The sequence below is a fragment of the Streptomyces sp. NPDC058291 genome, assembly GCF_042880855.1.
In the GTDB taxonomy this organism is placed as follows: domain Bacteria; phylum Actinomycetota; class Actinomycetes; order Streptomycetales; family Streptomycetaceae; genus Streptomyces.
Window position 1 is genome coordinate 61,009 of record NZ_JBHVYK010000025.1, and the last position, 13,857, is coordinate 74,865.

Consider the following 13,857-nt stretch of genomic DNA (forward strand, 5'->3'; position numbering starts at 1 on the left):
CCCTTGATTTCAGATGAACTCGGCGCGCCGATCCTTCCATCCGTGAGCGACCGCGGTCAACAAGAATTGAACAATCCAGCCAAGGAGCGGCATGACTTCGCGTACACCCTGGATGCAGGAATTGTCAGACACCCCGCTCTCCGAACGCCGGGCGCTCCTCGAATCGCTGGTCGGCGCGGAGTTCAAACGTGAACTCATGATGGACGACACGGAGGTGCTTCCTCTCCGGGTGAGTTACTTCGAACTCGGACTCACCTCCCTCGGCGCCGTCGACACGAGGCGCCGGCTCGAACAGGAACTGGGCCGGACGCTCGACGCGGCCTTCCTGTTCAACCACCCGACGGTCGGGGCCCTCGTCGAGTTCCTGACCACCGACGTCCTCCCCGAGCTGTTCTCCGCCGCCGACCCGGCCGACCCCGAGCCGCCCCAGGACGCAGGCGGGTCCACGTCCACGAAGCACCTGGTCAACGACATCCTCAAGGAGCTCTACCAGTGACCGACACGGCCTCGTCCCGCACCGACGCCCTGCTGAAAGACCTCCTTCTGGAGAAGTACGAGCCGATCGCCGTCATCGGAATGGGCATCCGTTTCCCGGGAGACAACAACACCCCCGAGGAATTCTCCGCATTCCTCAGAGAAGGCCGGGCAGGAACCGGGCCTGTGCCCGAGGACCGTTGGGACATGGAAGCCCTGCAGGCCGCCGAGAAGGAAGCCGGCCGGCGCCCCCTGTCGGCCGGCGGGGGATTCGTCTCCGGGGCGGACGAATTCGATGCGAAGTTCTTCAACATATCGCCCAAGGAAGCCGACTTCATGGATCCACAGCATCGCTGGGCCCTGGAATCGGCCTGGCGCGCTCTGGAATCGGCCCACCTGGACCCGGCGGCACTGCGCGGTGAGAACGGCGGCGTGTATCTGGGCGTCGGGCAGATGGACTTCGCGATCGACGTCGAGGCCATGGACCCGAAGGACCTCGACGCGCATGTCGCCGCGGGCACCGCGCACAGCGCCGCCGCCGGGCGCCTGTCCTACTTCCTGGGCTGGCGCGGCCCCTGCCTGAGCGTCGACACCGCCTGCTCGGCCTCGCTCGTGGCGCTGCACCTCGCCGCCCAGGGACTGCGCCGCCGGGAGTGCGACATCGCCCTCGCGGGCGGGGTGAACGCCACCCACCACCCGCGCAACCACATCGTCTACTCACGCGCCGGCATGCTCTCGCCCGACGGCCGCTGCAAGACCTTCGACGACTCCGCGGACGGCTACAGCCGCAGCGAGGGATCCGGCATGGTCGTCCTGAAGCGGCTCTCGGACGCCCGGCGCGACGGCGACACCGTGCTCGCACTGCTGCGCGGCTCCTCGGTCCGGCAGGACGGCGAGAGCGGCGGCCTCACCGTGCCGAACGGCACCGCCCAGGTCGCCCTGATGCGCGACGCGCTGGCCTCGGCCAACCTGGAGCCCGACGACATCCAGTACGTGGAGGCGCACGGCACCGGGACGTCCCTCGGCGACCCGATCGAGATGGGGTCCGTCAACGCCGTGTTCGCCGAGTCGCGCGCCCACGGCGAGCCGCTGGCCGTCGGCTCGGTGAAGACCAACATCGGCCACATGGAGGCCGCCGCGGGCATCGGAGGCGTCGCCAAGGTCGTCCTCCAGCTCCAGGAAGGCGTGATCTACCCGCACATCAACCTGGAGACGCCCTCGCGTCACATCCCCTGGGACCGCTACCGGGTGACCGTCCCGACCGAACTGCACGAGTGGCGGACCGACGGTCCCCGACGCGCCCTGGTCAACTCCTTCGGCTTCGCGGGCACCATCGCGTCCGTCGTCCTGGAACAGGCGCCGCCCGCCCAGGCGCCCGCGCCGGCGCCGGACGACGGCACCGCCGTCTTCACCCTCTCGGCGAAGGACCACGCCGGGCTGCGCGCCCAGGCCGCCGCCCACCTGTGCTTCCTCGACGCGCGTCAGGACCTCGCCGTCCCCGACCTCTGCCGCAGCTCCAACCTCGGCCGCGTCCATCTGCCCGCACGGCTGGCCGGGCCCGTCTCCTCGCGCGAGGACCTGGTGCGGCTGCTCGACCGCCCGGCGGCGGACGACGGCCGTGACGGCGGCGGACCCCGGATCACCGAGGCCGCGTTCCTGTTCTCCGGACAGGGCGCCCAGTACGTGGGGATGGGGCGCGGCCTGTACGAGCGGTACCCCGCCTTCCGCCGCTGCCTCGACGCCTGCGACCGGCTCTTCGCCGACCACCTCGGCCGCTCCGTCAAGGAGATCATGTTCGGCGAGGCGCCGGACAGCGCCCAGGACCTCGACCGGACCCTGTACACCCAGCCCGCGCTGTTCTCCCTGGAGTACGCGACCGCCCGGCTCTGGATGTCCTGGGGGATCCGACCGGGCGTCCTGCTCGGCCACAGCGTCGGGGAGATCGCCGCGGCCGCGATCGCGGGCCTGTTCTCGCTGGAGGACGCGGTCCGGCTGGTCGCCGTGCGCGCCCGGCTCATGCAGTCCGTCTCGGCGCCCGGGGGGATGGCCGCCGTCTTCGCCCCCGCGCAGGAGATCGCCCCGCTCCTGGAGCCGTACCCCGACCTCGGCTTCGGTGCCGTCAACTCCCCGCGCCAGTGCGTGATCTCCGGCGGACGCGACTCCCTCGCCGAACTCGTCGGCGTCCTGCGGTCCCGGGGCGTCGACGTCAGGGAGCTGCCGGTGTCGCACGCCTTCCACTCGCCGCTGATGGCCGAGGTGTCCGAAGCGTTCCGGGGAGCCATCGCGGACATCGCCTTCCACGAGCCGCGGTTGAGCTTCGTCTCCGACCTCACCGGAGAGGTCGCCACGCTCGCCGACGTGGGCACGCCCGAGTACTGGGTCCGCCACATCCTGGAGCCCGTCGACTTCGCCGCCGGCATGCGCCGCGTCCAGTCCCGCGGGCCGCACGTCCTCATCGAGGTCGGCCCGTCGGCCGCGCTCACCGCCCTGGGCCGGCACAACGGCGACCCCGACGGCCACGTGTGGGTGTCCAGCATGGCCAGGTCGGACCCCGGCGCCACCACGATCGCCACCGCCGTCGCCCGCTGCTACCAGGCCGGACTGCCCGTCTCCTGGGCGGGTTACCACGCCGAGCGCGGCGGGCGGCGTGTGCCGCTGCCCGGCTACGTCTTCGCGAAGAAGCGCCACCCGCTGCCCTCCGCGCGCGTCCCGGCCGACCTCGCCGGACGCGCGTCCGGGCCGGTCCGTCATCCGCTGCTCGGCCGGGACGTCACCGCCGAGGACCGGCGCGCGGCGGGGGAGCGCGAGTTCAGCGCGCTGCTGGCCCCCCACTCCCCGGCGTACCTCGCCGACCACGTCGTCATGGGCCAGGCGGTGTTCCCCGGCGCGGGATACGTCGAGGTCGCGCTCGCCCTCCAGGACGCGGTGCACGGCGAGACCGGCCGGCCGATCCAGGACCTGCGCATCCACGAACCCCTCTTCCTGCGCGAGGGCGAGCCGACCGAGATCCGCACCCGGCTGCGGCCGCAGGGGGACGGCGGCGCCGACGGGCCCGCCGCCGTCGAGATCGTCAGCCGCGTCGACGGCCGGGACGGCGTCATCGAACGCGTTCACGCCACCGCCGTCCTGGGCCCCGCACCGACCGGGCCGGCCGCACTCGGCGAGGTCGTGGACCGGCTGCGGAAGACGGCCGCGGCCCTCGACGCGCCCCGGGCCCGGCAGCACGGCGACGACCTGTACGAGCGCTACGCCGGGCTGGGCCTGCCCTACGGATCCGAGTTCCGGCGCGTCCTGCGGGTCGACCGGTACGCCGACGGCTTCGCCACCGGCGAGCTCCGGGGCCTCGACACGCCCGCCGTCGAGCACCTGCGCGCCTCGGTCCTCGACTGCGCGATGCAGACCCTCGGCGCCGCCGTCGACCTGGACGGCACCTATCTGCCCGTCGGCTTCGACGCCGTCGAACTGCTCAAGCGCCCCAAGGGCGACCTGCGCGTCCTCATCCAGGTGGACGTCGACACGGCCGGTGAACTCGCCGCCGACCTCGTCGCCCTGGAGGGCGCCCGGACGGTCTTCGTCGTCAAGGGCGTACGCCTCAAGCGCGTCGCCGACGCCCCGGCCGATCCGGCCGAGCGGATGCTGCTGCGCCCCCGCTGGCTCAAGCGCTCCCTGCCCGCGGCCCGGACCGGCGGACAGGAGCGCCGCGTCCTGGTGGTCCGGCCCGGCGACGGCCTCCCGGGCGACCTGGCCGACCGGCTCACCGGCACCGGCGTCCGGACCCTGCACGCCCCCGACGCGGTGGCCGCCGCCGCCCTGCTCGCCGACGACGCCGCCGTCACGGACCTGTGCTGGTTCTGGACGCCCGAGGCCACGCTCACCGGCGAGGAACGGCTGCACGCCGAGACCGAGCGCAACTACCGCGACCTGCTCGCCCTGGTGGCGGCCGCGGCCGACGGCCCGGTCACGGGCCGCGACCTGCGGGTCCTGCTCGTGACCGAACGCGCCCAGTGGCTGCCCGGTGACGCCGCGGACAGCGCGTCCGGGGACGGCGACGCACTCGCCGCCGCCTCCCTGTGGGGCTTCGGCGCGGTCCTGGCCCACGAGTTCCCGACGCTGCGGACCGTCCTGCTCGACCTCGACGGAACCGATCTCCAGCCCCTCGCCGACGAGTTGCTCGCCGCGGACGCCTCCGGCGGCGAGCACCAGATCGCGTACCGGTCCGGCGTGCGCCATGTGAAGCGGCTCTCGCCGCCCGCCGTCGCCGACCGCGACGACGTCAACACGGAACTCACGATCACCGAGTACGGGCAGTTCTCCGCCGTCCGCCCGGTGCCCGTCGAGGACCGCCCGCCCACCGGCGACGAGGTCACCGTCCAGGTCCACGCCGCCGGGCTCAACTTCAAGGACGTCCTCAACGCGCTCGGCATGCTCCGCCAGTACGCGCTGGACCACGGCATCGCGCACGAGCCCCTCCCGCTGGGCTTCGAGGCCTCCGGCACCGTCGTCGCGGCGGGACCCGACGCCGCGTTCCGCCCCGGCGACGAGGTGGTGCTCAGCCGCATCGGCTGCATGCGGCGGCGGGTCACCGTCCCGTCCACGGTCGTCGTGCGCAAGCCCGCCGGCCTCACCTTCACGCAGGCCGCGGGGCTGCCCGCCGCCTACGTCACGGCCTTCCACGCGCTGCACGACCTCGCCGGCGTCAAGGCGGGCGACCGGGTCCTCATCCACGCGGCGGCGGGCGGCGTCGGCCAGGCCGCCGTCCAGCTCGCCCGCCTCGCCGGCGCCGAGGTGTACGCCACCGCCAGCCCCCGCAAGTGGCCCCTGCTGCGCTCCCAGGGCGTCGAGCACGTCATGAACTCCCGCACCCTCGACTTCGCCGACGAGGTGCTGGCCGCCACCGGGGGCCGCGGCGTCGACATCGTCCTCAACAGCCTCAACAAGGACTACATCCCGGCAGGTCTGCGCTGCCTCGCCGAAGGCGGCCGGTTCGTCGAGCTCGGCAAGATCGGCGTCTGGTCGCCCGAGGAGATGAGCGCCCGGCGACCCGACGTCGGGTACCACAACTTCGACCTCAGCGAGCTGCCCGCCGACGAGCTCGACCGCCTCAACCACGACATCCTGCGGACGGTCGCCGACCACATCGAGGCCGGCCGGCTCACCGCCCTGCCCGTGGTCGGCTACTCCCTCGACGAGGTCGAGGAGGCGTTCGGCGTCCTGAGCCGGGGCGCCAACCTCGGCAAGGTCGTGCTGGAGTTCCGCGACGAACGCGACCTGCCCGCCCGGCCGGTGCGGATCGACGCGGGGGAGACGTACCTCGTCACCGGAGGCCTGGGCGCGCTCGGTCTGGCCTCCGCGCGCAAGCTGGTACGGCAGGGCGCCCGCCGCATCGCGCTCGTCAGCCGCCGGGCCGTCGACGAACACCGGCGGGCCGAGATCGCCGCCGGACTCGGCGAGGGCGTCGAGGTGGAGATCCACCGGGGGGACATCGCCGACGCGGCCGACGTCGAACGGATCGTCGGCGCCCTCGCCGGGAGCGAGGCCCCGCTCGGCGGCGTCCTGCACGCCGCGGGCGTCCTCGCCGACGCCCCGCTCGCGGCCCAGACCTGGGAGAGCATGGCCGCCGTCCTGCGCGCCAAGGTCCACGGCTCCTGGCTGCTGCACCGCGCGCTGGCCGACGTCCCCACGGTCCGCTTCTTCGTCGGCTACTCGTCGATCGCCTCGGTGCTCGGCTCCGCCGGCCAGGCCAACTACGCCGCCGGGAACGCGTACATGGACGTCCTGATGCAGTGGCGGGCGGCCGCGGGCCTGCCGGGACTCAGCGTCAACTGGGGCCCGTGGTCGGACATCGGCATGGCCGCCTCCCTCACCGGGCGCCAGATCGCCGGCATCGAGGCCCGCGGCCTGAAGTTCATCAAGCCCGACGCCGCGCTGAACGCGCTGTTCGCCGCGCTGGCCCGGCCGTACGCCCAGACCGTCGTCGGCGAGTTCGACTGGGACGCCTACACGGGCGCCCTGCCGTCCCCGAACGCCCTTCTGGCCGAGCTGGGTTCGGGCCGGGGCGGTGCGCCGGACCGGACCGACGTGGACGTCGACGATCTGCTCGCCCGGCCGAAGCCCGACCGCGAGGCCGCACTGCGCGAACTGCTGCGGGGCCGGATCGCGGACGTGCTGCGCTACGACTCGCCCGAGGAGATCGACGTCGACGCCCGGTTCGTGGACCTCGGCCTCGACTCACTCGGCTCGGTCGAGCTGAAGAACGCCCTGGAGACGGCGCTCGGCGTCCCGCTGCCCGCCTCCGCCCTCTTCGACCACCCCGCCGTGCGCTCGCTGGCCGTGTTCCTCGACGAGCAGCTCGTACCCGGTCAGGCCGACGACGGACCGGCCGCACCGCGGCGGGAGGGCCCCGGCGAGGACGTGCGCGAGCTGACCGACGCCGAGGCGGACGACGAACTCGACGCGCTGCGCGAGATGTTCCGGTGACGGGCGGCCCGAAGGTGACGAGCTACATCGACCACCTGGAGACCCTGTCGAAGAAGCAGCTCATGGTGATGCTGGCCCGGCAGCACCACGAGCGGACCCAGCCGGTCGCCGTCATCGGCATGGGCTGCCGGCTGCCCGGCGGGCTCGACGACCCCGAAGAGCTCTGGAACGCGCTCCGCGAGGGGCGGGTCCTGCCCACCGAGACGGCCGGCGTGCCCGTCGACAGTCTCGGCCGGCCGCGCTGGAACCTCGCCGCACCGGACCTCGCGCCGCTGGCCCCCCGGCTGCGTCAGGGCGCCTACCTGGCGGACGTGGACCTCTTCGACGCCGACCGGTTCGGCATCGGTCAGGAGGAGGCCCGCCACATGGACCCGCAGCAGCGCCTCCTGCTGGAGGTCGCCGCCCAGGCCCTCGCGGACGCCAACCTGTCCCGGGAGCGGCTGCGCGGCCGTGACGTCGGCGTGTACGCGGTGGCCGGGCCGGTGGAGTACCCGCACGCCTGGCTGCGCGGCGGGATCCCCGGCGACGGCCTGTCCGCGCACATGAGCACGGGCTCCTCGCCCAGCGCCTTCAGCGGCCGCATCGCCCTGTCGCTGGGGCTCGACGGTCCGGCCGTCACCGTCGACACCGCGTCGTCGTCGATGCTGACGGCCGTGCACCTGGCGGTGCGGGCGTTGCGCGCCCGCGAGTGCGACATCGCTCTCGTCGGCACCTGCAACCTGCTGCTCTCCCCGTTCAGCACCGGCATCCTCGACCGGGCCGGGATGCTGTCGCCGACCGGCCGCAGCAGGCCCTTCACCCGGCACGCCGACGGACACGTCCGCGGCGAGGGCTGCGGGGTCGTCGTCCTGAAGCGGTACGCGGACGCGGTCGCCGACGGGGACCGGCCGTACGCGCTCGTGTGCGGCAGCGCCGTCCGCGCCCAGGGCGACCGGCCCGGCATCTCGGTGGCCCCGGCGCGCGGTCAGAAGGCCGTGATCGAGCGGGCGCTCCACGACGCGGACGTCGCCCCCGAGGACGTGCAGTACGTCGAGGCCCAGGCCAACGGCTCGCGGATCGGCGGCCAGATCGAGGCCGAGACCCTGGCCGACGCGTACGCACGGCGCTCGCCGGACGCGCCGCCGCTGTACGTCGGCTCCTGCAAGGCCAACCTCGGATACCTCGAAACCGCCTCCGGCGCGCCCGGGTTGATGAAGACGGTGCTGGCGCTCGCGCACGCGGAGATCCCGCCGCAACCCGGCGAGGACGAGGCGGACCCGGACATCCCGTGGGGCCGGACCGCGCTGCGGCTCGCCGCGAAGCCGCGGCCCTGGCCCACGCAGGGCAGGCGGCGGGCGGCCGTCAGCGGATTCGGGTTCTGCGGCACCCTCGCGCACGTCGTGCTGGAGAGCGTCCCCGAGCGCCCGGCCCCTGCGGACGCTGGATCCCCCGCGACCGCCGGGACCGCCGAGTCCTCCGGGGCCGGCGCGGGTGCGGGTCCCTGGCCGCTGCTGCTGTCGGCGCACGGCGCCGAGGCGCTGGCCCGTACGGCCGCCCGGCTGCACCGGCATCTGCGGCACCGGGCCGACTGGACCCCCGCCGCCGTCTGCCGGACCCTCGCCGAGGGCCGCGACCACCCCGCCGTCCGGTACGCGGCCGTCGTCCACGACCGCGTCGAACTCCTCGCCGCCCTGGAACGTGCCTCCACGGCCGAGCGGGGATCCGGTTTCGACGACGTCCACGGCGCACCCGCGCACGCCGCCGAGGCGGTCCGGCACGCCCGGCGCCACGTGGCCGGACAAGCCCCCGCCACCGACGAGTGGTGGCCCGTCGACGGCCCGCGCCCGGAACTGCTCCGCCTGCCCGGCCCCGCGCTCGTCGGGCGGCGCCACTGGCCCGACCACCACAACTGGATCTGAGCCCCAGCCTCCTACGGACAGGACATCCCTTCATGCACTACCCGAACCTCAGGACCGCCGTCGACACGGTGGCGTTTCACGCCACGCACCACCCCCGGCGCACCGCCCTGAGCTGCGAGGGCCGCAGCGTCACCTACGAGCAGCTGCACCGGGAGAGCAACCGCACGGCCCGGTCCCTGCTGGCGGCCGGCGTCGGGCGGGGCTCCCGCGTCGCCTTCCTGGGCAAGGAGTCCGAGCACTACTACGAGATCTTCTTCGCCTGCGCCAAGACCGGAGCGGTGCTCGTCCCGATCAACTGGCGGCTCACCCCCGCCGAGGTGGAGCACATCCTCCGCGACTCCGGCGCCGAAGTCCTCTTCGTGGAAGCGGAGTACGCCGACACCGCCGCCCGCATCCGCGCGGAGCTGCCCGCCCGCCCCGTGCTCGTCGGGCTCGACGGCGGCGACGACCGGGGCGCGGGGCTGCGGGAGTGGAGGGCGGACCGGCCGGACGACGACCTCGATGTGCGGGCCCGGCCCGACGACCCGGTCACCCAGATCTATACCAGCGGCACCACCGGCCTGCCCAAAGGCGTCGTCCTCGCCCACCGCAGCTTCTTCGCGATCCGCGACCTGCTCGCGGAACACGGCCTCGACTGGATCGACTGGTACCCGGACGACGTCAGCCTCATCAGCATCCCCGGCTTCCACGTCGCCGGCATCTGGTGGGCGATGCAGGCCTTCAACGCCGGGGTGACCAGCGTGGCCATGCGGATGTTCGCCGCGCACGACGCCGTGCGGCTCATCCGCGAGCACGGCGTCACCACCACCTGCGCCGTGCCGGCGATGCTGCAGATGATGCTGTCCGAACCGGGCGTCGGACCCGCCGACTTCGCCTCGCTGCGCAAGGTCACCTACGGCGGCTCCCCGATCTCCGAGACGCTGATGCTGCAGTGCATGGAGATCCTGGGCTGCGACCTGGGCCAGCTGTACGGGCTCACCGAGAGCGGCAACACCGCGCTGTGCCTGCCGCCGGCGGACCACCGCGCCGGCAGCCCGCGACTGCGTGCCGCGGGCCGCCCGTACCCCGGCGTCGAGGTGCAGGTGACCGGCGACGACGGCAGCGTCCTGCCGTCCGGCGCCATCGGTGAGATCTGTCTGCGCACGCCCGCGGTGATGGTCGAGTACTGGGGCATGGAGGAGGCGACGCGGGAGACCCTCGCCGACGGCTGGCTGCGCACCGGGGACGCCGGACACCTCGACGAGGACGGCTACGTCTACGTGTGCGACCGCCTCAAGGACACCGTCATCGTCGCCGGCGAGAACGTCTACCCGGCGGAGGTGGAGAACGCGCTGGCCACCCATCCCGCGGTGGCCGAGGCGGCCGTCATCGGAGTGCCCGACGAGCGCTGGGGCGAGGTCGTGCGCGCCTTCGTCGTGCTGCGCCCGGGGATGTCGGCGAGCCCCCGGGAACTCAAACTCCACCTTCAGGGCCGGCTCGCCGACTTCAAGTCGCCGAGCGCGTACGCGTTCATCGAGCGCGTCCCCCGCAATCCCAGCGGAAAAATACTCAGACGGGAACTCCGCAGGGAATTCTGGGCCGATCGCGAGCGGCAGGTGAACTGACCCGGGGGAAAAGACCCGCCGAATGGAAACCGGGACCGGCCGAAGCCGGTCCCGGAATTCCGTGTGCGCCTATGCTCGCTGATTTCAGCGTGAGCGGCAGCAGCCCGCGTGCCGCCATTCCGCCTCGTGCCAGTAATGCGCGGCGTCCTCGCGTGCGCTGGGCGCCGCCGCCCGCACGGTGTTGCGGGGCGCGCCGCCGGGTGCGCCGCTGCGGGCGGCCGCGGCGGACGGGCGGAACGGCGCGAGCAGCTCCGGCACGTCGTGCGCGTGGCCGCCGACCATGACCCGGCGCACCGCCGCCGCCGCGCCGATGTCGGCGAGGGGGTCGCCCGCCACGCACACCAGGTCGGCCAGGTGGCCCGGGGCCACCCGGCCCAGCCGGTCCCCGAGGCCGAGCGCCCGGGCCGCGTTCCCGGTGGCCGTCAGGAGCGCCTCGCGCGGGGTGAAGCCGTACTTCACCAGGACCCGCAGGTTCTGGTGGAGGCTGATGCCGATGTCGTCCAGGGCCGCGTCGGTGCCGGCCACGACCAGCCCCCCGGCCCGGTGCACGCGCAGCAGCATGTCGCAGTCCCCGACCGTCCAGGCGTGGTTGAGGCGGGCGTCCGCGCTGTCCGACCCCGCGTCCGCCGCCTTCTGGACCAGCCGGGCGTACTCCCAGTCGGGGTACAGCACCCGGGTCCGCTCGTCCTCGACGAGCGAGCGGTCCTCGACGAACAGCTCGGAGGCGAACAGCGTCGTCGTGGAGATCCACATCCCGCTCGCCGCCAGCAGGTCCACCGAGTCCTGGAACGTCCGCCCGGCGGCGAAGCTCAGCGTCCGCGAGTAGCCGAGGCGGTTGCCGCCCCCGGTGTGCTCCATGCCGTCCAGGCCGGTGCGGGCCGCCGGGTAGAGGTAGTGCGAGGTCACCGGGATGCCGGCGGCGTGCCCGCGCGACACGACCTCCCGCTCGTACGCCACGGGCAGCCGGATGTACGACTTCAGCAGGTCGTAGCGGAGCGCGAGGGCGCGCCGCAGGTCCCGGTCCAGCTGGTCGAGGGAGAAGACCGGCCGCATGGAACGGTGACGACCGCGGGTCCCCTCGAACCCCTCGCCGGATCCGAAGTAGCGCGGCCCGACCTTGGCCCCGGCCGCCAGCGCCTCGCGCGTCTCCACCATCTGGTAGGCCGGGTCGCCCGGGGTGCGGCTGGTGGTGACGCCGTAGGCGAGCCAGGCGCGGCCCTGCCGGTCGCCCCACTGAGGGCCGCGCCAGTGCCAGTGGTTGTGGGTGTCGATCAGGCCGGGCATGACGGTGAGGTCCGCGGCGTCGACCACCCGTTCGCCGCGCACGCTCCCGCGCCGTACGACCTCCTCGACGCGGTCGCCGCGCAGCACGACGTCCGCGTCGTGCCGCAGGGAGCCGGACGTCCCGTCCCACACCGCGCCCGCGCGCACGACGGTGCGACCGGCCGGGGCCGGACGGCGGGTCCACGACAGCCGGGTCGGCAGGGTGCGGGGCGTGCCGCCGTCGAGGCCGACGACGCGCAGCCGGCCCAGGGAGAGGTAGAGCAGGGTGTCGCAGCGCGTCCCGACCGAGAGCGAGTCGGTGACCTCGTCGGTGATCCGCACCGGTTCGCCGGTGATCCGGCCGGCCGCGTCCACCGGGACCTTCCAGGCCTGGCTCTCGATGCCGACCACGAGATGCGTGCCGTCGGGCGTCCACAGCGGGCCGTCGCCGCTGCGGGTGGAGACCGAACGCCCGGGCGCCACCGTCTGGTAGCGCAGTTCGTGGCTGGTCAGGTCGACCGTGAGGATCTGGTTCAGGCCGTTGCTGCTGCGCCGGGAGTACGGGGCGGCCGCGGCGAGCGCGAGGATCCTGCCGTTGGGCGACCAGGCCGGCGGGCCCGGCTGGTACAGCGCGGGGGCGACCTGGGCGACCGAGCCGTCGGCGAGGGTCAGCACCCAGGTGGCGCCGCTCTCGTCCTGGTACGCGATACGGGAGCCGTCCGGCGACCAGCGGGGCGAGAGCTGGGCGTTCGGCAGATCGGTGAGCCGCTCGGAGGCGTCCTTCGCGAGGTCGTACCGCCACAGGTTCGCGGTGCCGGCCCGGTCGCTGACGTAGACCAGGGACCGGCCGTCGGGCGCCCAGTCGGGGGAGGAGTTGAAGTAGCCGTCCCCGACGATCCGGACGGGCCGCTCGGCGCCGGTGCTCAGCCACAGGGCGTTCAGCGCCCGGAAGGCGATCCTGCGGCCGTCGGGGGAGAGCGCGGGGTCGGCGATGCCCAGGACGTCCTGGGAGCCGCCCCCGGTGAGCTCGGGGCCCTTGCGCCGGTCGTGGTCCACCCGGCGCACCTCGACGGAGGCGGTGAACGGGATCACGGCCCGGGCGCCGCCGTCGAGCCGGCGCCGGCATATCCGCCCGTCGGCCGTGTAGAGCAGTTCGTCGGCCGACGACCAGACGGGGGCGAGCGGGAAGACGTCCTCGTCCTCGCTCACGACCCGGTCGTCCACCATGAGCTCGGCGCGCGCCCCCGTCACCCGGACGTACGCCAACCGGCGGCCGTCGGGGCCGAGCGCCGGCCCGTACAGGGCGGCGTCCGCGGGACCGGTCAGCAGCGTCCGCGTCGCCCCCGTCGCGACGTCGACGGCCTCGATCGACCCGTAGTCCGCGATGTACGCCACCTGCCGCCCGTCGGCGGACCACGTGGGCATGGCGACGTTGCGGTCCTGCCGGGTGAGCGCCCGGCGCCCGCCCGTCGCCGGGTCGAGGACCTCGATCCGGCCGGCGTTGTCCCGGTCGGAGGCGAAGGCGACCGAGCGGCCGTCGGGGGAGAACTTGGGCTCCTGGTCGTACCCGTCGCCGGAGGTCAGCCGACGTGCCCCGGACCCGTCGACGCCGATGCGCCACAGGTCGTACGTTCCCTCGCGGAAGGACTGGAAGACCAGGCTCTGCCCGTCCGGCGCCCAGTGCGGCTGCGTCGCGTCCAGCCCGTCCTCGGTGAGCCGCCGCGCCGTGCCGCCGCCCGCCGGTAACAGCCAGATCGCGTTGAGCGCGTCGATCGCGAGCGTGCTGCCGTCCGGCGACAGGGCGGCGCACAGATTGGCGCTCTCGTGGGTGTCGACCCGGACGAGACCGTCGCCGGCCGCCTCGCCGGCCGTGCTGTCGTCGGCGCGGGCGACGCCGCCGGTGCCGAGCGGGCCCGGCTCGGCCGCGAGCCAGAGCGCTCCCAGCCCGACGGCGCCCGAACGGTGCAGCAGTGAACGGCGGGACAAAAGGCCCCGGTCCTCCTCGGGGGAATCCTCGGGTGCTGCGGATCTCTGTTCGGCCACGGTAATCCTCCCTCGCGCGGAGGCAGACAACGCACCGTCAATCCCCCATGAGTCGGCCCTGTCGTCCGGGCGTGCGTTCGTACGGCGCGTCGAAATAT

The 13,857-nt window shown here is 74.0% G+C and carries 5 protein-coding genes; 4 read left to right on the plus strand and 1 reads right to left on the minus strand.

The window, feature by feature from the left end; translation table 11 throughout:
* Window positions 1-91 precede the first annotated feature (91 nt).
* The 4 genes from ACFVYK_RS15665 to ACFVYK_RS15680 are packed head-to-tail and all read left to right on the plus strand — an operon-like array spanning window position 92 to window position 10,453.
* Complete coding sequence (locus ACFVYK_RS15665; RefSeq protein WP_389773640.1) at window positions 92-496, plus strand: acyl carrier protein; 405 nt, start codon at window positions 92-94, stop codon at window positions 494-496.
* Window positions 493-6,951, plus strand: coding sequence for an SDR family NAD(P)-dependent oxidoreductase (locus tag ACFVYK_RS15670; protein ID WP_389773641.1), 6,459 nt, complete (start codon window positions 493-495; stop codon window positions 6,949-6,951). Before ACFVYK_RS15665 ends, ACFVYK_RS15670 begins: the two co-directional genes overlap by 4 nt.
* Before the next feature lie 14 nt (window positions 6,952-6,965).
* Window positions 6,966-8,849 carry a beta-ketoacyl synthase N-terminal-like domain-containing protein gene (locus ACFVYK_RS15675; protein ID WP_389773643.1) on the plus strand — a complete coding sequence of 628 codons (1,884 nt, stop codon included), beginning with the start codon at window positions 6,966-6,968 and terminating at the stop codon, window positions 8,847-8,849.
* A gap of 32 nt (window positions 8,850-8,881) precedes the next feature.
* Complete coding sequence (locus ACFVYK_RS15680) at window positions 8,882-10,453, plus strand: fatty acid--CoA ligase (RefSeq protein WP_389773644.1); 1,572 nt, start codon at window positions 8,882-8,884, stop codon at window positions 10,451-10,453.
* 84 nt (window positions 10,454-10,537) lie between these two features.
* Here ACFVYK_RS15680 and ACFVYK_RS15685 read toward each other — a convergent pair whose 3' ends face one another.
* Window positions 10,538-13,759, minus strand: coding sequence for an amidohydrolase family protein (locus ACFVYK_RS15685; protein WP_389773646.1), 3,222 nt, complete (start codon window positions 13,757-13,759; stop codon window positions 10,538-10,540).
* Window positions 13,760-13,857: the final 98 nt, after the last annotated feature.

Bases quoted from the DNA above. Each gene is read 5' to 3' on its own strand.
- ACFVYK_RS15680 (WP_389773644.1), top strand. From the start codon at position 8,882: ATGCACTACCCGAACCTCAGGACCGCCGTCGACACGGTGGCGTTTCAC.
- ACFVYK_RS15665 (WP_389773640.1), top strand. From the start codon at position 92: ATGACTTCGCGTACACCCTGGATGCAGGAATTGTCAGACACCCCGCTC.